The sequence below is a fragment of the Sphingomonas sp. FW306-1B-B10E genome, from assembly GCF_058782005.1.
Map to the genome: position 1 here is coordinate 89,605 of NZ_JBYSXG010000004.1, position 19,757 is coordinate 109,361.

The window sequence follows — 19,757 nt, forward strand, 5'->3', positions numbered from 1 at the left end:
GACCGCCGGTGTTCGATCGAACGGCGCGGAATCGGAAGCATTACTTGACCTGAAACCCTTTCCAGAATGAGTCGGCACGATCAATCCAGATCGTGTTGAAGCCTGTGGCGATCGCCGAGCCCTCGACCGAGGGAATGATCGCCGGCTGATCGCCGAGGTGCGTTTCGGCCTCGACCCGGCCGGTGAAGCGGCTGCCGATATAGCTTTCGTGGACGAAGCGATCGCCGACCGCGAGCTTGCCCTGCGCCGCTAGGTGCGCGAGGCGCGCCGAGGTGCCGGTGCCGCATGGGCTGCGGTCGATCGCCTTGTCGCCATAGAAGACCGCGTTGCGGCCGTCGGCGCCGTCGCCGCGTGGCTTGTCGGCCCAAAGGATGTGGCTGACGCCGCGGATCGTCGGGTCGAGCGGATGGACCGGCTCGAACTGGGAGCGCACCGCCTCGCGGATGCGGCCGCTGAGATCGACCAGCTGCGACGCGCCGAGATCGTCGAGCCCGGTGTAGTTCACCTGCGGCTCGATGATCGCATAATAATTGCCGCCGTACGCGACATCGATCGAGAGCGGGCCGATGCCCTCGACGTCGACATGAATCCCGGTCGCGGCGACATAGGCCGGCACATTGGTGATCCGCACCGACGTGACCTTGTCGCCCTCATGGGTATAGGCGACGTCGATGACGCCCGCGGGGACTTCGATCCGCAATTTGCCGGGCGCGGCCGGCTGGATCAGCCCGTGCTCCAGCCCGAACGTGACCATCCCGATCGTGCCGTGCCCGCACATCGGCAGACAGCCCGAGGTCTCGATGAACAGGATGCCGATATCGGCATCGGCCCGGGTCGGCGGGTAGAGAAACCCGCCCGACATCATGTCGTGCCCGCGCGGCTCGAAGCACAGGCCGGTGCGGATCCAGTCGAAGCGTGCGAGGAAGTCCTGCCGCCTCTCCGACATCGACGCGCCCTTGAGCAACGGCGCCCCGCCGGCGACGAGCCGGACCGGATTGCCGGCGGTGTGGCCGTCGATGCAGAAGAAGGTATGCCGCATCGCGTGCGTCAGGCAGCCTGGGCGACGGTCAGGGTCGGCCGCGTCGCCGCCGCCTTCTCGACCATGGCAATGACCTCGGCGCGGCGTGCGCCTTCGAGCGGGAGACGCGGCGGCAGCACGCGTTCGGAGCCGCGGCCCATCACTTGCTCGGCGAGCTTGATCGACTGGACGAGGTCGTGCTCGGCGTCGAGATGGAGCAGCGGCATGAACCAGCGATAGATTTCGAGCGCCTTGGCATAGTCGCCGCGCTCATAGGCCGCGACCAGCTCGACCGATTCCTTGGGGAAGGCGTTGGTAAGCCCCGAGACCCAGCCCTGCGCGCCGAGGAACAGACCCTCGAGCGCGACGTCGTCGAGCCCGGCGAACAGCACGTAGCGATCGCCAAAGTCGTTGCGGAAATCGGTGAAGCGGCGGGTGTCAGGCGCCGATTCCTTGACCGCGACGATGTTCTTGACCGGCTTGAGCGCCTCCAGCACCGCGTTGTCGATCACCGAACGATAGGCCGGCGGGTTGTTGTAGAGCATGATCGGCAGCCCGGTCTGGTCGGCGACGCCCTTGAAGTGCGCGACCATCTCGTGCGGCTTGGGGACATAGACCATCGGAGGAAGCAGCATCAGCCCGTCGGCACCGGCCTTTTCGGCGGCCTGGGCGTAGCGGACGGCCCGGCGGGTGTCATATTCGGACACGCCGGTGATAACCGGCACCCGGCCATTCACGACTTCGACGATCGCGTTCAGCACGCTGACCTTCTCGGCGAAATCGAGCGAATTGTTCTCGCCCACCGTCCCCAGCGCGATCACGCCGGTGACGCCGTCGCGGATCAGATCGTCTACTACGCGCTGGGTATCGGCCAGGTCGATCGAAAGATCCTCCCTCAGCTGAGTCGTCACTGCGGGAAAAACGCCCTTCCAACCGATCGTCATCTCGTACCCCGTTCTTGAAGTCGAATAACGTATACGATAATGGTTTTTGCGTTGCAATAGAGGATCATTGGTTGCGCCGAATTACGATCATCGGGGGTGGCATCGTCGGGCTGAGCTGTGCGGCGGCGCTGCTGCGCGCCGGGCACCAGGTCCGCTTGCTGGAGCAGGATGCGGCGCGCCAAGCGGCGTCGTGGGGGAATGCCGGGCATATCGCGACCGAGCAGGTGGCGCCGCTCGCGTCGGGCGCGAGCCTGCGCTCGGCCTGGGGCCGGCGTTTCGCCGCGGGCGGTGCGCTCGATCTGCCGGCACGCGAGGCGGGCGCGTGGCTGCCTTTCGCCCTGCGCTTCCTGGCCGCCGCCCGGCCGAACCGCTTTCGCGCCGGCAGCGACGCGCTGCGCTCGCTGCTCGCCGAGGCGCTCCCGGCCTGGCAGCGCGCGCCCTGGGCGGCCGGGCTGGTCAAGACCGAAGGCCATTTCCTGGTGTGGAGCGACGCCGCCAAGGCTGCAACCGGCAAGGCTGCGTGGAAGGCCGCGGATATCGGCACGGCCCGTGTCCAGCATGCCGCAGCCGAGGATATCGCGCGCATCCAGACGGTCACCCAGGCGTCGATCGCAGGCGCGTTGCATTTCGGAGGAACCGGGCAGGTCGGCGATCTCGACGCGCTCGCCACTGCGCTCGAGCAGGATGTCCTCCGGCTGGGCGGACAGATCCTGCGTGAAAAGGCCGCGTTGGTCGTCGAGCGTGGACAGGCGCAGGTGCCCGGCCATGCGTCGGACCTCGTGCTCGTCGCCGCCGGGATCGGCAGCAAGCCGCTGGTCGAGCGCGCCGGCCATCGCGCCCCGATCCTCGCCGAGCGCGGCTATCATATTCGCGCCGCGGCGGACGGCTGGCCCGCCGACCTGCCGCCGATCGTGTTCGAGGACCGCTCGACGATCGTCACGCGTTATGCCGACACCGTCCAGGCGGCGAGCTTCGTCGAGCTGGCGCGGCCCGATGCTCCGCCCGACCCGCGCAAATGGGAAAGGCTCGAACGGCATGTCGCGGAGCTCGGGCTGCCGATGCGCCCTCCCTTCACGCGCTGGATGGGCGCGCGCCCTACCCTGCCCGATTATCTCCCCGCGATCGGCCGCTCGCGCCGCGCGGGCAACCTGCTTTATGCCTTCGGGCACCAGCATCTCGGCCTGACGCTCGCGCCGATCACCGCCGAACTGGTGGTCGCGCTCGCGGCGGGCCCGCAACCCGATATCGATCTCACGCCGTTCGACCTCGAACGTTTCGGCGGAAAAGGAGGACGCGCATGACCATCGGCGGCTCGACGATCGCGGCGGAGCTCGCCGCGCTGGAACCCTGGCAGACTCCCGCACCGCGGATCGACCGCACGGAACGCGACGCACGGCTCGACGCCGCCCGCGCGCGGCTGGCGGCGATCGGTGCGGATGCGCTGCTGGTCAATGCCGGGCCGAGCCTGCGCTATTTCACCGGCGTGTCCTGGTCGCCGACGGAGCGGCTGGTGGCGATGCTGCTCCCGGTGAACGGCAAGCCGTGGATACTCTGCCCGGCGTTCGAGCGGGGCTCGCTCGAAGCCGAGTTGGCGATCGACGCCGAATTGCTGCTGTGGGAGGAGGACGAGGATCCGCTGGCGCTGATCGGCGACAGCCTCACGCCCGGCGCGACGCTCGCGCTCGACCCGCTGCTGCCGTTTCATTGGTCCGAGCCGCTGCGCGCGACATTCCGCCCGGTCTCCGCCGCGCAGGTGATCGACGGGCTGCGCATGGTCAAATCCGCGACCGAACTGGCGCTGATGCAGCAGGCCAAGGCGATGACGCTCGAAGTCCATCGTCGCGCCGCACGCATCCTCGCGCCGGGCGTTCGCGCGAGCACGGTCAAGCGCTTCATCGACGATGCGCACCGCGCGCTGGGCGCCGCGGGCTCGATCTTCTGCGCGGTCCAGTTCGGTAACGCGACGGCCTACCCGCACGGCCTGCCCGGCGATCAGGCGCTTGAGGAGGGCCAGTTGGTGCTGATCGATACCGGCTGCACGATCGACGGGTATCATTCGGATATCACGCGCACCTATGCTTTCGGGAAGGTCGACGACGACATCCGTGCGACCTGGGACCTGGAAAAGGAAGCGCAGGCCGCCGCCTTCGCCGCCTGCCGCCCGGGCGAAACCTGCGAGAGTGTCGATTATGCGGCGCGCGCGGTGCTCGAGAAAGCGGGGCTCGGCCCAGACTATCGCCTGCCCGGTTTGCCCCACCGCACCGGGCACGGCATCGGGCTCGCGATCCATGAGCCGGCCTATCTCGTCCGCGGCGACCGCACGCCGCTCGCGCCGGGCATGTGCTTCTCGAACGAGCCGATGATCGTCGTGCCCGAGCGCTACGGCATCCGGCTCGAGGACCATATGGTCGTCACCGAGACGGGCGCGGCCTGGTTCACGCAACCGCAGCACTCGCTCGATCGGCCCTTCGCATGAGGCGCGCGCTGTTTCCACTCGCCGCGGCCACCGCGCTCGCCGCCTGTGCGGGCAAGCCGGCACCGGCCGGCCCGCCGCCGGCGGCGCTCAATCTCGACGCCTTCTACGTCAAGTCGACCGATGCCGACGGCATCCCGATCTCGTCCTCGGCGGCGGTGCCCGATGCGGCGCTGCAGGTGGCGCGGCGGATGATGGTGGCGATGCTCGCGCGCAGACCCGATCTGGCGCGGGAACTGGTGCGCGCCGGCCAGCGCGTGATGGTCATGGGCGTGAACGAGCAGACGCTCGACGTGCCCGAGCAGCGCGACTGGAAGAAGCCCACGATCGACGATCCGCGGCTCACCCGCTGCGAGCGCAAGCTCTATGCGGAGCGGATCGGCACGCTGAGCGACTATGACTATTGGGCCCGGCGTGCGCGCGGAATGGGCGGGCTGCTGACCAGCGCCGCGACCGAGAATTTGCTTGCCATCCCGGGCACCAAATATTTCGGCGAGACGATCCTCGTCCACGAATTCTCGCACGCGATCCTCGACGCGGTGCAGGCGGTCGACCCTGCGCTCTACGCCAGGGTCGAGGCGGCCTATGCCGCGGCGCAGGCCAAGGGGCTGTGGACCGGCGAGTATGGATCGACGACGATCCAGGAATATTGGGCCGAGGGCACGCAATTCTGGTTCAATTCGAACAAGCTCGCGGTGGTGGACGGGGTGCGGATCCTGTCGCACCGCGACCTGATACGACATGATCCGGCGCTCGCGGCGGTGCTCCGCGCGGTCTATGGCGAGCGGCACCGGCTGCCGGGGGACCCGTTCTACAAGCACCCCGCGCGGGTGCCGCCGGGGCCGATCCCGAAGAGCACGGCGGAGGTTTGCTGACTTTGCGGAAAAGCCCCTCCCCTGAAGGGGAGAGGCTTTTTAGTTGGGACCGCAGGTTGGCGGCGCGACCTTAGGCCCAGCAGCCGGCACCCGCGCGGTCGGCGCCAGCACTTCCCATTCCTGCACCCCGACTCCGGCGACGCTTCCGCCGGCGCTCGAAGCATCGAACACCGCGCGGAGGCACCGCGTCGTAACCGGCGCGAAGCGGACCTGCTGTAACGCTCCGGCTGCGGCGCCGTAAGTACCCCTCACCGGCTTCCACGCGCCGTCCCAAACTTCCAAATGCCACGCCGCGGGCGGCGCGACGCCGATCCCCGACCCCGCCGGCTGGTCGGCGAAGAACTGGATCCGCGATCCTTCGATCGTCACCGGCTTCTGCCAGCGATACTCGATCCACGGACGCGCCGGATTTTTGCCGTTCCACGTTCCCCACATCTCGGGTGGCAATGGATTGGCGCGGACCTTGCCGTCGTTGAGCGCGGCGATCCAATATTGCACCGGCACCACATTCGACGACAGCGCCCAGGCCGACCCCGCGATATTGCGCGTCGGCGCGGGCGCCGGCTGCGGCGCGCGGGTCGGCACCACCGGCCGGATCGCCGCGGGTGAGACGCTGTCGTCCCAATGCACTTCGTCGACCGCGACGCTGCGGCGGAAATGTCCGCCTCCGGCCGCATCGGCGGTGTGATAGGCGATATACCATTTGCCGCTGAATTCGACGATTCCGGCATGCGACGTGGTCGACGAGACCGGGCGCAGCGCCACGCCGCGATAGGTCCACGGCCCCAGCGGCGACGTCGCGGTGCCCCAAGCCTGGCAGGCATAATAGACCGCCGGGGTACAGTCGCTGTCAGGCCCCGCCTTGTTGCCGGCATAGAGCAGGTAATAAACGCCCTTGCGCTTGAACAGCCACGGCGCCTCGAAGAAGCCGGTCAGCCCCTCGACCTTCTCCTCGCGCCCCTTGGGCGTGACCATGTCGCGCTCGAGCTCGATCGCGCGCAACTGCCCGAAGGTGCCCCAATAGAGATAGACCCGCTGGTCCTCGTCGACGAAGACGGTCGGGTCGATATTCTGGATCGTGTTGGGCTCGGGCAGCTTCTGCGAGATGATCGGCCCGGCGGGGTGGGCGTCCTTCCAGGGCCCGCGCACAGTGTCCGCCACCGCGACGCCGATCGCGAAGCGGTCCTTGGCATGGCTGTTCCGCTCGAGCACCGGCGCGTAGAGATAGAAGCGCCCGTCGACCCCTTTGACGATCTGCCCGGCATAAGCGCGCGCGGGCTCGGCCCAGGCGAAGACGTTCTCGGGTCGAAGGAAGCCGGGGGTGTGCTGCCATGTGCGTGACGCCGGATCCCGGCTGGCGAGCAACTGCCATTCGGGCATGATGAAGTCGTTGACCTCGGGCTCCGCCTCGTCGCGCCCGGTCAGGATGTAGAGCGTGTCGCCATCGACCAAAGGCGCCGGATCGGTGGTGTAGAAGCGGCCGTCGGCGAGGATCGGATTGCCCTTGCCGGTGACCGTCATGGTCTGCGCGCAGGCAGCGCAGGGCAGCAGCGCCAGCGCCGCTGCGAAGCCAGGCAATCTAAGCATCGTCATTCCTCGTCGGGATAAGGGCCCTTGCCGCCCTCGGCGATGAGCTGGTCGATGCGGCGGTCGATCTCGGGGATCGGCACCGATCCGAGCGCGAGCACCGCATCGTGGAAGGCGCGCAGGTTGAACTTGGCGCCGAGCGCCTTCTCGGCGCGGGCACGGGCGCGCAGGATCGCGAGTTCGCCGGTATAATAGCTCAGCGCCTGCCCCGGCCACGCGATGTAGCGGTCGACTTCGGTCTCGATCTCGTGATCGGCGAGCGCGGTATTGTCGTGGAGGAATTGCTGCGCCTGCTCGCGGGTCCAGCCCTTGGTGTGGATACCGGTATCGACCACCAGCCGCGCCGCGCGCCACATCTGGTAAGAGAGCATGCCGAACACTTCGTAGGGCGTCTGGTACATCCCCATTTCCTCGCCCAGCGCCTCGCAATACAGCGCCCAGCCCTCGCCATAGACCGAGAGATAGGTGTCGCGGCGGAAGGCCGGCAGGTCCTTGTTCTCGGCGGCGAGCGGCATCTGGAAGGCGTGGCCGGGGGCGCTTTCGTGGAGGGTCAGCGCGGGCAGCGAGTAAAGCGGGCGCGCCGGCAGGTTATAGGTGTTGATCAGGTACACCCCCGGCCCACCGCGACCGCCGGTGTAGAAGGGCGCGATGTCGTCGGGCACGGGAATGATCGCAAAGCGGCTGCGCGGCAGCCGGCCGAAATATTTGGAGGCCTTGCCGTCGAAGGTCTTGGCGATCCACGCGCCGCGGTCGAGCAGCGCCTGGGGGGTCTTGGCGTAGAATTGCGGATCGGTGCGGAGGAACTTGAGGAAGGCGGGAAGGTCGCCCTTGAACCCCACCTGCCGCATCACGTCGTGCATCCGCGCGCGGATCTTGGCGACTTCGGCGAGGCCGATCGCATGGACCTGCTCGGGAGTCTGGTCGAGCGTGGTATATTCGGTGACCTTGGATTGGTAATAGGCCCGGCCGTCGGGAAGGTCGTTGGCGGCGAGCGCAGTGCGGGCGCCGGGGATATATTCCTCGCGCAGGAAACGCAGCAACTTGGCGTGGGCCGGCACCACCGCGTCGTGGATCGCCGCCTCACCCTCGGCACGCAGCCTGGCCTGGGTCGCCGCGGGCATGCCGGCGGGGAATTTGGCGAAGGGCGCGTAAAAGGGCGAATCCGCCGGAGACTTCGCCTGCGCGACCTTCGCGACGCCGGCGTCGCGGCCCTGGAGCGTGATCCGCGACGGGGTGAAGCCGCGCTTCAGGCCCGCGCGCATGTTGACGATCTGCTGGTCGAAATAGCGCGGGATATCCCGCAGGATCGCGAGGTAGCGGCGATAATCGTCCTCGCGGACGAAATCGTCGCGCGCCGATCCGGCGAGGTCGCCCCAGAAGCTGCTGTCGGCGTTGAGCGGCTTCTCATAGTCGCGGAACTTCTGCTCGTTGAGCAGCGCCTCGATCTGGCCTTTGTACACCGCGTAGTTGACCCGTTCGGCAGGCGAGAGCCTGGCCGGGTCGATCCGGGCGAGCGCAGCGCTGGTCGCGGTCCAGCGCGCGAGCCGCTCGGCCTGCGCGGCGGGACCGATATCGGGCAGGCCGAGCTTCTGGTCCTTGGGGCTGTCCTCGTTGGGCGCCTGCTGGCGCTGCCGCCAGGCATATTCCTCGGTGTAGAGCTTGCGAAACTGCGCGTCGGGGCCCGGAGCCGGCGCCGCAGCCGTCAACGTCGCCGCTCCCGCCAGCAAAATCGCCGCCTTGCGCCATGCCTGCATGCTCAACCTCCGATCGCCATGATGTCCGCATAGAGTGCGGCGGGTATCGTCACACCCTCGGCAAGGCTGCGCACGCGTGCGGCGTAGCGCCGCTGCGACGGCAGCCGCGCGCCCTGCCCCTCGATCGCCTCGAACAACGCTTCGGCGCGCGCGAGATGGTCCTGCACCGCGTCGCCGAGAAACCCCGCCGGGTCGATCGCGAGGATCAACTCGCCGCCGATCGGCGAGCCGCCGCGGCCATGGTCGGCGGCGATCGACTCGGCGCTGGTCATGTCGGCGATCAGGGGCCCGGCGAGCAATTCGACCATCGCCGCGAGCGCCGAGCCCTTGTGCCCGCCAAAGGTCCGCATCGCGCCGTTCAGCACTGCCTCGGCGTCGGTGGTGGGGTTGCCTTGGGTGTCATAGCCCCAATCCTGTGGGACCGCCCTGCCCTCGCGCCGGTGCAGCTCGATCTCGCCGCGCGCGACCGCGCTCGTCGCGAAGTCGAACACGAAAGGTTCGCGTCCCGGGCGCGGCCAGCCGAACGCGATCGGGTTCGTGCCGAACACCGGCTTGGTCCCACCCGCCGGGGCGACCCAGGCGTGACTGGGGGTGAACGCTAGTGCGACCAGCCCCTGCCCCGCCAACGCTTCGACCTCAGGCCAGAGCGCAGCGAAATGGACGACGTTGTTGAGCGCCAGCGCGGCAATACCGTTGGCGCGGGCTTTCTGGACCAGCAACGGCATGCCACGCTCGAAGGCAAGCTGGGCGAACCCACCGCCGCCATCGACCCGCACCAGGCCGGTCTTGGGTTCGGAAACCTGCGGCACCGCATCGGGCACCACCACCCCGGCGCGGATGCTGCGATCCGCGACGAGCAGCCGGTAGATGCCGTGGCTCGCGCAGCCATCGCGCTCGCCCGCGACCATCGTCTCGGCGACTGCATCGGCATGCTCGCCGGCCAGCCCCGCCGCGCGCAATTTGGCGCGGGCGAGTTCGCGCAGTTCGTCGAGCGTCATCGCGACGCCGGCCGCTGCCTCGCTCAAACTCCGGCGCCCGGCTTGGCGGTGAACAGCCGCACCCCGAAGATCGGACCGGCGGTGCTGCGATCGTGCGGCACGATCCGCACCTGCACCGATTTCTTGCCTTTGGTCAGCGCGACCGGCAGCGGATATTCGACGTCGAAGAACTTGCCTGGCCGGTCGTCGTTGAGTGTCTGGGTGGCGACCTTCACATTGTCTACCAGGATGTCGAAGTCGCGCTTCCGCTCGCCGCCCCAATAGGTCGCCTGGAGGATCAGCGGGCCGTCCTTGGTCTTGAGGCCGAACTCGATGAACCCGCCCGAGCGCGCATCGCGCCCCTGCCGGCCGCGATAGGTTACGGGATAGGAGATGTCCGAAGTCAGGTTGTGGTCGCGCTCGGGCTGCATCTCGCCCAGGAACATCACGTCGACCGAGCGCGCGGCGATGTCCTTCAACCGTGCCTGCTCGGCAAGGAAGGCCTTCTCCTCGGCCGCCCAGGCGCTTTCCGAGAAGCGCTTGAAATAGGTCGCGCTACGGCGGTTGTACTGGCGATAGAAGGGCACGAATTGCAGGTCGGCGGGGCGGACCACGCCGCGCGTGTCGAAGATGCCCTTGGCAGCGTCGCGCGGCATGAACGCCGCGAGCAAGTTCGCGCCGACCAGGGCAGGATCGGCCTGCTCCCATTTGGTCTCCTTGGGGCCGAGATCGGCGGCGAGCACCATCGGGCCGCTGAGCACGGCGACCGTGTTCTCGTCGCCCGGCGCGGATTCGATGCGGAGATCGAGCGGCAGGCTGATCGCGACCTTGTCGCCGGCCTTCCAGCGCCGGTCGACCACGGCATAGCCGCGTTCGAATACCGGCTGCACCGGCTGGCCGTTGACGGTGACCGCCGCCTTGCCCGCCGCCCAGCCCGGCACGCGCAGTGCGACCGGGAAGCGGCCGGCCTTGACCTTGTTGAAGGTCAACGTGCTCTCGGGCGCGAACGGGTAATTGGTGTCGAGCGTCAGCGCGGCGTTGCGCTTGGCCCAGGCGGCATCGGCGGGGATGTAGAGATTGACGATCAGCCCGCCGGAATCGTCTTCCCAGAAGATCGACTCGCCGTGCTTGGAATGGACCTCCATGCCGCTGCCGACGCAGCACCAGAACGCGTCGTCGTCGACGGTCGAATAGCCGCGCTCGCTGCCGGTCATCAGCGGGGTCATATAGGTGAAGCCCCCAGTCGCCGGGTCCTGCGCCGACATCACGTGGTTGAGATGCGCGCGCTCATAATAGTCGAACAAGGCGCCGTCGGGCTGCCAGGCGTAGAGATGGCGGGTGAGCTTGAGCATGTTGTAGGTGTTGCAGTGCTCGCAGGTCTGCTCGGTGATGTGGTCGGCGACCGTGTCCGGCGTGAAGAAATATTCGCGGTCAGCATTGCCGCCGATGACGAAGCTGTGATGCCCGGTGACGCGCTCCCAGAAGAAGGTCGCGGCGGTGCGGCGCTTCTCGTCATGCGTGATGTCGTAGATCCGCGCGAGCCCGATCAATTTGGGCACCTGGGTGTTGGCGTGGAAATTGGCGAGCTTGTCCTCGCGGTTGCTCAGCGGATCGAGTACGCGATTGTCGTAGAGCGTCTCGGCCATCTTGAGCCAGCGCGGATTGCCGGTGCGCTGGTGCAGCTCGGCATAGCTCTCGTTGAGCCCGCCATATTCGCAGCCGAGCACTTCCTGGACCTGCGCGGGGGTGAGCGCCGCGAAGACGCGCTCGAAATAGCCGCCTAGCCCCTCGACCACCGCCAGCGCCTGCTTGTTGCCCCAGGCGCCATGGACGTCGAGCAGCCCGGCGAACAATTTGTGCACGGTGTAAAGCGGCGACCAGGAGCCGTTGAGATCGAACCCGCCGGACTTGATCTCGCCCTTCATCACTTCACCGAAGATCTCCTCGCCGTCGACGACGGTGCCGTCCTTCCGCTTGCGGCCCAGCGCGCCGACATAGCCGGTGCCGCGCTTGGCCTGCGCCTCGGCGAGCTCGGCGACGATATAATCGGCGCGGGTGCGCAGCTCGGCATCGCCGGTCTGCTGCCACATCAGGGTGATCGCGGTGAGGTAATGGCCGAGCGTATGGCCGGCGATCGTGTCGCTTTCCCACCCGCCATAGATTTCCGCCTTGGGCTCGAGCCCGGCATATTTGCGGAAATTGTGCAGCAGCCGATCGGGGCTGAGGCGATGGAGATAGGTACGATTGACTTCGACCGCAGTGGCATAGTCCGATGGGCGCAGCCGCACCGCGGCGAGCGGCAGCGGCTTGACGCTTTTGGGTGCGAACGCCCCTGCCGTGGCGGCACGCGCGATCCCCGCCTGCGCCGTCACTGCCAATGCGGCGGCTCCGAACATCAACTCACGGCGGGAAGCGCGCATCGTCTGCATCATGATCTCCTGAATACCGTATACGATTAAGCAAGCGGATAAGGAGCGTCAATCCCGCCGGTTTGGATTTCTAGCATACTATCCTCCCCCTGGCGGGGGAGGATTAGGCAGTTCAATCGTCGAGCAGCGAGACCTCGGTATCCGCCAGCGCCAGCCGGACCAACTCGGTCATCGCAGCGCGCGCCGCCGCGACATCGCTTGCCGCGATCGCATCGAACAATGCACGGTGATCCGGGATCGGGTCGCGCGGCAATGCGCGCTTGCGCTGCTTGTAGATCGTCGTCCAGGCGATCGCCGCGAGGATCGAACTCGCCAGCGCGATCATCGCATCGTTCTGCGTCGCCTCCATCATGACCATGTGGAAGCGCTGGTCGGCGAAGCGCCCCTTCTCGGTCGCCAGCCCGTGCAGCGCCATCGCGTCGAGCGCCTCGCGCATCCCCGCCAGTTGCAGCTCGCTCCGCCGCTGCGCAGCAAATGCTGCAGCATTGGGCTCGACCACCATGCGCAATTCGAACAGGTCGGCAACGAACTTCGGACTCGGCGCCGCCTCGAACTGCCAGGCGAGCAGATCGGGATCGAGCAGGCTCCATTGCCGCCGCGGCGCCACCCGCGTCCCCGCCTTGGGCCGGCTGTCGACCAGCCCCTTCGCCGCCAGCATCCGGAATGCCTCGCGCAGCGCGGGGCGCGAGATGCCGATCTGCTCGGCATAATCGAGCTCGCTCGGGAAGACATGGCCCTCGGGCAGCTCGCCCGACAGAATCATCACCGCGAGTTGCTGCGCGAGCGAGCCTTTGAGCCGCTGCGCGCTGACGCTCTGCAGCAACGAGCCCTTCCTGATATGGGTGCTATAGTTCGGCACGCCGCCCCCTCTCCGCCGACAACGCTATCGTATGCGAACGCAAATACAATCCGTCATACATTATACCGTATAATTTTGTTGAGCTAATGCGTTCGCGTGATATGCCTTTGTCATTGGGGCCGGTGATCGGCACGTCATCGGAGACATCATGCGTAACGTCCGCCTGCTCGGTCCTGCCCTGTTGCTCGCAAGCGCCGCGTCGGTCTGCGCTCCCGCGCTGTTCGCGCAGGAACAGCCAAAGCCGGCCTACCCGCCGATCCACACCACTGCGTACAAGGTCGGCGGCTTCGAAGTCGGGCTGCGCAGCGACACCCAGACGCTCGCGCGCCTCTCGCCCGCCGCCGAGCCCACGTTCAGCTTCGTCCCCACCGCGCGCGAGCCCGAGCGTGCCGGCGACGGCTACAATCATATCGGCGACCTTAATCTGCGCGTGCGCGCGCCCGGCGGCGAATGGCGCGACTTCGCCTCGGCGCATGCGCGCAAGCCGATCCGGCTGCTGCCCGCCGGCGGCAGGGTACTCGCCGCTGCCGATATCACCAAGTCGATGGGCGCCGACGCGCCGTTCAGGGTCGAGCGCCGCTGGGCCGACGAGGCCGGATTGCTGGCCCTGCGCTTCCGCATCACCAATACCGCGCGGCAGCCACTCGAGATCGGCGCGCTCGGCATGCCGATGGTGTTCGACAACATCATCACCGATCGCAATCTCGACCAGGCGCATGCCGAGGCGAGCTTCGTCGATCCCTATATCGGCCGCGACGCCGGCTATCTGCAGGTTACTCGGCTCAACGGCCAGGGCTCTGCGCTGCTCATCCTTCCCGAGAAAGGCAGCCCGCTCGAAGCCTATACCCCGCTCAAGAACCCGCGCGAGGCCAGGGACTCGATCTTCACCGACAGGAGCCAGCGCGGCCAGACATCGGAAGGTTTCTACGACTGGACCGTCCATAGCCTCGGCTATGCGGCGCGCGAGTGGAAGGATGCCGGCGAGCAATGGAACGCCCCCACCAGCCGCACGCTCGCGCCCGGGCAGACGATCGAAGTCGGCGTGCGGATGACGCAGGCGCCGAATATCCGCGCGATCGAGGACGTGCTGGTCGCCAGCAAGCGCCCGGTCGCGGTCGGCATCCCGGGCTATGTCGTCCCGAAGGACCAAGGCGCGACGTTGTTCGTCAAGGCCCCGAGCGCGATCCGGAAGATCGAGAGTTGGCCGGCGGGTGCGGTCGAAGCGACGCCGGCGGGCGATCAGAAGGGCTGGGCGCGGCTCAACGTCCGCGGCCGGCAATGGGGCCAGGCGCGGCTGACGCTGACCTATGCCGACGGGCAGGTCCAGACGGTCAGCTATTTCGTCACCAAGCCGCTCGAGCAGGCGATGGCCGATCTCGGGCGCTTCTCGACCACCCAGCAATGGTTCGAGGGCAAGGGCGATCCGTTCGGCCGCTCGCCGGCGATCCTGACCTATGACAACGAGACCAAACGAATCGTCGACCAGGACCCGCGCGTCTGGGTCTCGGGGATGAGCGACGAGGGCGGCGGCGGCTCCTGGGTCGCGGCGATGATGAAGCAGCTCGACAATCCCGATCCGGCCGAAGTCGCCCGGCTCGAGCGCCTCGTCACCGAGACGGTGGTCGGCAACCTCCAGGTCGCCGGCGGGCCTCATGAGGGGGCGGTCAAGAAGAGCCTGTTCTATTACGATCCGGTCAAGTTCCCCAATCTTTACCGGGACCCCGACAAATGGAAGTCGTGGACCTCGTGGAAGGAGAAAGACGCCAACGATCTCGGCCGCGCATACAATTATCCGCACGTCGCGATCGGCCATTGGGTGCTCTATCGCACCGCGCGCAACCATCCGGGGCTGGTCAAGGCGCATGACTGGCGCTGGTATCTCGACAAGGCCTACGTCACCACCGTCGCGATGATGCGCGACGCACCTTATTATGCCGAGTTCGGGCTGATGGAGGGCGATGTCTTCGTCGACATCCTCAAGGACCTCAAGCGCGAGGGGCTGACCGCCGAGGCGACCGAGATGGAGCGGCTGATGAAGCAGCGCGCCGATCATTGGCGGACGCTCAAATTCCCGTTCGGATCGGAAATGCCGTGGGATTCGACCGGCCAGCCCGAAGTCTATGCATGGATGCGCTATTTCGGCTACCAGCCCCAGGCCGACATCACCCGCGAAGTGATCCTTGGCTACGACCCGACGATCCCGAGCTGGGGCTATAACGGCAATGCCCGGCGCTATTGGGATTTCCTCTACGGCGGCAAATATTCGCGGATCGAGCGCCAGATTCATCATTACGGGTCGGCGCTCAACGCCGTTCCCCTGTTCGACGCCTATCGCCAGAACCCCAAGGACCTGCATCTGCTGCGCGTTGCCTATGGCGGGATGATGGGTGGGATCACCAATATCGACCAGACCGGCTTCTCGTCCGCGGCGTTCCACGCCTGGCCCGACATGATGAAATGGGACCCGATCAGCGGCGATTACGGCATGGGCTTCTACGGCCACGCGCTGACCGCGGCCACCTATCTGGTCAACGATCCCACCTTCGGCTGGCTCGGCTTCGGCGGCGACGTGACGATGGGCAAGGATGGGGTGCAGGTTCAGCCCAAGGACGGCGCACGCGCGCGCCTGTTCGTCGCGCCGGCGGGGGCTTGGATCACGCTCGACGCGGGCAAGATCGCCAATGTCGTCTACACTCCGGTCAACGGCGCGATCACGCTGATGCTCGATCCGGCGACCGCGACGACGCCGAACGCGCGCTTGCGGATCGAGACGACCGTCGCAGGCGCCAAGCCGCTGGTCCCGTCGACCGGCAAGCTGGAACGCGACGGCTACACCATCCCGCTCGGCACTGCGCCGACCTTCGTCAAGCTCAGCCCGCGCTGATGCGGTGCCTCGCCCTGGGGCTGGCGCTCGTCCTCGGCAGCGGCAATGCTCATGCGGCGTGCGTTACGGGCACATGGTCGCCGGTCGCCACCAATCCCGCCGACCCCAACGCCAGGCTGCCGCTGCGCTACGAGACGCCCCACTTCGCCTTTCATTGGAAAGACGATCTCGTTGCCTTGGACGTCGCCAAGGCCGCCGGCGCGCATCTCGAGGCGGTCTGGTCCTATTTCATCGGCACGCTCGATTTTCCCGAGCCCGATTGCGCCGTGGCGGCGAAGCGCAAGGCCAACATCTTCATCGACGCGACCTATGGCCTCACCGGCGGGGTCGACGATGCCGGCAATATCGGCATGTGGATCGGGCCGGGCGGGCTCAAGGACCGCTTCGGCCTCGCGCACGAACTGACCCATTCGCTCCAGGGCGGCACCGGATCGTTCCGAGACACGCCCTATGGTGGCTGGCTGTGGGAGAGCCATGCCAATTGGATGGCGACCCAGCTTCCCGAATTCCGCGGCAACACGCATTGCTCGATACTGTCGGTCAACTATCCGCACCTCTATTACGGCTCGACCCGGGTGCGTTACTGCAACTGGCAGTTCCTAGAATATCTCAAGGACCGCTTCGGCTATGCCGCGGTGAACGACATCTGGCGCAAGGCCCCGAAGCAGGGGAGCGCCGGCGCCACGCAGGCCGACCCGCTCGAAGTGCTGATGCGCAACCAGGGGTGGAGCGTGTCGCAGCTCAACGATGCGTTCGGCGACTGGGCGCTGCACAACGCCAATTGGGACTATACCAACCCCGACGGATCGGATCAGGGCGCGATCTACCGCCGCGAATATGGCGGGTACGAGCCGCAAGGCGGCGACCGACTGCTGCGCACCACCGTGCTCGACCCGATCGACTCGGCCAAGCGCCGCTTCGCGGTCCCCGCCGCCTGGGCGCCGCAGCGCTGGGGCTATAATATCGTCGCACTCCGTCCCGATGCCGGCGCGGCCAAGGTAACCGTGACCTTCCGCGGGGTCGTCCAGCGCGCGGCTGCCGCTCCGCTGGCCGGGCTCGCCGACGAGCCCGATACGCTCCCCGCCGCCGCTTCGGACTGGCGCTGGGGACTGGTCGCGGTCGATGCTGCGGGCAAAAGCCGGTATTCGCTGCTCCAGCGCGGCGCCGACGGCGCGGCGACCCTCGCGCTGCGGCCCGGTGACCGGAGCCTGTACCTGGTCGTCGTCGCCACGCCCGCGCACTTCCAGCACATCCGCTGGGACCAGCCCTATCATTCGATCTACCGCTACCCGTGGATGGTCCAGCTGGCCGGCGCGATGCCGATCGGGCCTGCACCGATCGCGGGCGGGCGTCGCCATCCCAATGGCGGCGGCTGGGTGGCGGCGGAGGCGCAGGTCGACGCGAGCGCCTATGTCGGGCCTTATGCCCGGGTCCTGTCGGGCAGCGTGCGCGATCATGCCCGGGTCGAGGACCATGCCTTGATCGATGGCGGACACGTGAGCGGGAATGCGCGCATCGCGGCGCTGTCGGTGATCCGCGGCGATACGATCGTCAAGGACGATGCGCGCGTCGCCACGACCTTCCTCGGCATCGGCGAACTCGAAAAGCACATCACGCTCTCGGGCACCGCGCAGCTGATCGGCGATGTCGAGCAGCGCGGCGCGTCGTTCGCGCACGGCGGCTTTTCGGGCTTTGTCGACCAGGCGACCGTCAGCGACCCGAAGCATGGTGCTGCCCTGAGCCACCCCCCGGCCGAAGTCACCGCAACCCCGAACTATGTGTGGCGCAAATGACCGAATCAGCGACGCGTCACCCCAAGGGCCTTGCCTTCCTCGCCGCCACCGAACTGGCCGAGCGCTTTTCCTATTACGGAATGACGGGGCTGCTCGCGCTGTACCTCGTGAGGCAATTGCTGCTGCCCGATCATGCCGCGCAGGTCCTCGGTCTCGCGCAATTGCGTGCGCTGTTCGGGTTTCGCGGCCCGATCACCGACCAGGCCTTCGCCTCGCTGATCTTCGGCTGGTATAGCGGCCTCGTCTATTTCACGCCGATCCTCGGCGGGTTGCTCGCCGATCGCTGGCTCGGGCCGAGGCGCACCGTGATCCTCGGCGCGCTGCTGATGAGCGCGGGGCATCTGGCGATGTCATTCGACGCGAGCTTTCTCGCCGCGCTGGTGATGTTGATCCTCGGCTCGGGCTGCCTCAAGGGCAATATCGCGGCACAGGTCGGCGCGCTCTATCCGCCCGAGGCGGAGTCGCTGCGCGCCCGCGGCTTCACGCTCTACGCCACGGGAATCAATATCGGCGCGGTGCTCGGCCCGCTGGGCGCGGGGAGCGTTGCCGCGCTCTATGGCTGGCATGCGGGCTTCGCGCTCGCCGCCGCGGTGATGCTGGTGGCGTTCGGCATCTACCTCGCCGGGCAACGCCATTTCGTCGACGCCACTCCCAGGCATGTCGCCCGTACCGCCCTCCCCCCGCTGACCGCCGAGGAGCGGCGCCGGACCTGGGCGCTGATCGGGCTCATCGCGCTGACCATCCCCGCCAACATCGCCTATCCGATGATCTGGAACATCGGCATCGTCTGGATCGACCAGCATGTCCACCTGGTCTCGCCCTTCGGTGCGGTCCCGGCGAGCTGGTTCAATTCGGTCGAGAGCTTTTCGAGCATCGCGATCGCCGCGCCGCTGGTGGCGTTCTGGGCGTGGCAGGCCCGGCGCGGGCGCGAGCCCGGAAGCATCGCCAAGATCGCGATCGGATCGGCGATCGTTGGCGCCGCGGCCTTGCTGTTCGCGCTCGGCTGCCTCGTCGCCACCGACGGCCGGGTGTCGGTGCTCTGGGCACTCGCCGGCTTCATCGGGATGGGCTTGGCGTTCATGTGGTTTTGGCCGATCCTGCTCGCATTGATCTCGCAGACCGCGCCCGCCAAGGTCAACGCGACGCTGATGGGTGGCGCCTATCTCTCGCTGTTCGCCGGCTCGACGATCATGGGCTGGGTTGGCAGCTTCTACGACAAGATGGACAACGCCGCCTTCTGGACGCTCGACGCCGCGATCGCGTTCGCCGGCGCGCTGCTGACCCTCGTGCTGCGCAAGCCGCTGCATCGCGTGCTCGAGCCGCCTAGATCTCGTCCTTGACCTGGACGTGCGCGAGCAGGGCGAACAGCCCGGTTCCGCCGATGATGTTGCCGACCAATGCAGGCGCGAGGAATCCGAGGACCACCCAGCCGATCCTCGCCTCGCCGTGCCAGAGCAGCACGAACGCCTCCGCCGCGCCGGCGACGACATGGGCGAAGCCGCACAAGGCGATGGCATAGGTGATCGCGAACACGATCCAGAACCCGCTTCCCTCGGTCGCCGAGCGGATCCAGGCGATCGACGCGATCAGGAAGCCCGCCGGTATCGCCTGCATCAGCGTGTCGAGCGCGCCGCGCTCAAGCAGCTTGGCCGAAACCTCGACCATCCCGCGCAGCATTTCCGGGGATTGCACCCGCCCATGAACCGCGAGCGCGGCGACCGCCGCCGCGCCGACGATGTTGCCGGCGAAGACGACCGTCCATAAGCGCGCGACGCGCATCGCCGCGTCCAGGCTCGGCGTGCGCGCGAACGGGAGCACGGCAACGGTGGTGTGTTCGGTGAAGAGCTGGAGCCGGCCGAGGATGACGACGAGGAAGCCGATCGGATAACCGAGCGACGTCAGTGCCTCGCGCCATTCGCTATCCGGCAGATAATGATGAATCGCGCCGCTCGCGCTCACCGACGCCATGATCGCGATCCCCGCCGCGAGCGCCGACCAGAACAGCGACGAGGCCGGCCGACTGAGCTCGTCCTCGCCTTGCTCCGACACCGCGGCATGGATCACACGGGCCGACGGTGCGCTTCGCTCCTCCGCCTCGCGCTGTTCGGCATCCTGCTGCGCTGGCTCGTCGGCTGCCATTCGACCTCCTGTAAGAGGCCTCAAC

Annotated in this window: 14 protein-coding genes; 6 read left to right on the forward strand and 8 right to left on the reverse strand. The window is 67.5% G+C overall.

Going from position 1 to position 19,757, the window contains the following annotated elements; genetic code table 11:
- Nucleotides 1–40 precede the first annotated feature (40 nt).
- Together AC3WJI_RS02965 and AC3WJI_RS02970 are read right to left on the reverse strand one after the other, a co-directional pair.
- Nucleotides 41–1,039, reverse strand: a complete 999-nt coding sequence (locus AC3WJI_RS02965; protein WP_492755748.1) for a 4-hydroxyproline epimerase — start codon at nt 1,037–1,039, stop codon at nt 41–43.
- Between the two features lie 8 nt (nt 1,040–1,047).
- Nucleotides 1,048–1,962 (reverse strand): dihydrodipicolinate synthase family protein, encoded by a 915-nt coding sequence (locus AC3WJI_RS02970; protein WP_492755749.1) that lies wholly within the window; start codon nt 1,960–1,962, stop codon nt 1,048–1,050.
- A 71-nt stretch (nt 1,963–2,033) separates the two neighbouring features.
- Between AC3WJI_RS02970 and AC3WJI_RS02975 the strand changes: the two genes are divergently transcribed.
- Genes AC3WJI_RS02975 through AC3WJI_RS02985 form a run of 3 tightly spaced genes read left to right on the forward strand, consistent with a single transcriptional unit; the run spans nt 2,034 to nt 5,310 of the window.
- Nucleotides 2,034–3,263, forward strand: a complete 1,230-nt coding sequence (locus AC3WJI_RS02975) for an NAD(P)/FAD-dependent oxidoreductase (protein ID WP_492755750.1) — start codon at nt 2,034–2,036, stop codon at nt 3,261–3,263.
- Nucleotides 3,260–4,438 carry a M24 family metallopeptidase gene (locus tag AC3WJI_RS02980; protein WP_492755751.1) on the forward strand — a complete coding sequence of 393 codons (1,179 nt, stop codon included), beginning with the start codon at nt 3,260–3,262 and terminating at the stop codon, nt 4,436–4,438. Before AC3WJI_RS02975 ends, AC3WJI_RS02980 begins: the two co-directional genes overlap by 4 nt.
- Nucleotides 4,435–5,310, forward strand: a complete 876-nt coding sequence (locus AC3WJI_RS02985; RefSeq protein WP_492755752.1) for a glycoside hydrolase — start codon at nt 4,435–4,437, stop codon at nt 5,308–5,310. Before AC3WJI_RS02980 ends, AC3WJI_RS02985 begins: the two co-directional genes overlap by 4 nt.
- Before the next feature lie 39 nt (nt 5,311–5,349).
- Here the strand turns inward: AC3WJI_RS02985 and AC3WJI_RS02990 are convergent, their stop codons facing one another.
- The 5 genes from AC3WJI_RS02990 to AC3WJI_RS03010 form a co-directional block, all read right to left on the reverse strand.
- Nucleotides 5,350–6,897 carry a family 43 glycosylhydrolase gene (locus AC3WJI_RS02990; RefSeq protein WP_492755753.1) on the reverse strand — a complete coding sequence of 516 codons (1,548 nt, stop codon included), beginning with the start codon at nt 6,895–6,897 and terminating at the stop codon, nt 5,350–5,352.
- A 2-nt stretch (nt 6,898–6,899) separates the two neighbouring features.
- On the reverse strand, nt 6,900–8,651 hold the full coding sequence (locus AC3WJI_RS02995) for a DUF885 domain-containing protein (RefSeq protein WP_492755754.1): 1,752 nt from the start codon (nt 8,649–8,651) through the stop codon (nt 6,900–6,902).
- A 2-nt stretch (nt 8,652–8,653) separates the two neighbouring features.
- Nucleotides 8,654–9,649 (reverse strand): Ldh family oxidoreductase, encoded by a 996-nt coding sequence (locus AC3WJI_RS03000; protein ID WP_492755779.1) that lies wholly within the window; start codon nt 9,647–9,649, stop codon nt 8,654–8,656.
- 23 nt (nt 9,650–9,672) lie between these two features.
- Nucleotides 9,673–12,057: a beta-L-arabinofuranosidase domain-containing protein gene (locus AC3WJI_RS03005; RefSeq protein WP_492755755.1), complete on the reverse strand. Its 2,385-nt coding sequence runs from the start codon at nt 12,055–12,057 to the stop codon at nt 9,673–9,675.
- 112 nt (nt 12,058–12,169) lie between these two features.
- Nucleotides 12,170–12,916 carry a FadR/GntR family transcriptional regulator gene (locus tag AC3WJI_RS03010; protein WP_492755756.1) on the reverse strand — a complete coding sequence of 249 codons (747 nt, stop codon included), beginning with the start codon at nt 12,914–12,916 and terminating at the stop codon, nt 12,170–12,172.
- 148 nt (nt 12,917–13,064) lie between these two features.
- Here AC3WJI_RS03010 and AC3WJI_RS03015 point away from each other — a divergent pair, with 148 nt between their 5' ends.
- The 3 genes from AC3WJI_RS03015 to AC3WJI_RS03025 are packed head-to-tail and all read left to right on the forward strand — an operon-like array spanning nt 13,065 to nt 18,933.
- Complete coding sequence (locus AC3WJI_RS03015; protein WP_492755757.1) at nt 13,065–15,800, forward strand: DUF5695 domain-containing protein; 2,736 nt, start codon at nt 13,065–13,067, stop codon at nt 15,798–15,800.
- The gene (locus AC3WJI_RS03020; RefSeq protein ID WP_492755758.1) at nt 15,800–17,593 is read left to right on the forward strand and encodes an Svx/AvrXca family virulence/avirulence protein; all 1,794 of its coding nucleotides are present in this window, start codon (nt 15,800–15,802) and stop codon (nt 17,591–17,593) included. The genes AC3WJI_RS03015 and AC3WJI_RS03020 overlap by 1 nt, the downstream gene beginning before the upstream one ends.
- Nucleotides 17,590–18,933, forward strand: coding sequence for a peptide MFS transporter (locus AC3WJI_RS03025; protein ID WP_492755759.1), 1,344 nt, complete (start codon nt 17,590–17,592; stop codon nt 18,931–18,933). Before AC3WJI_RS03020 ends, AC3WJI_RS03025 begins: the two co-directional genes overlap by 4 nt.
- On the opposite strand, the gene AC3WJI_RS03030 is transcribed toward AC3WJI_RS03025, so the two are convergent.
- Entirely contained in the window at nt 18,917–19,732 is an 816-nt protein-coding gene (locus AC3WJI_RS03030) for a formate/nitrite transporter family protein (RefSeq protein WP_492755760.1), read from the reverse strand. The two genes, AC3WJI_RS03025 and AC3WJI_RS03030, sit on opposite strands and share 17 nt — an antisense overlap.
- Nucleotides 19,733–19,757 lie beyond the last annotated feature (25 nt).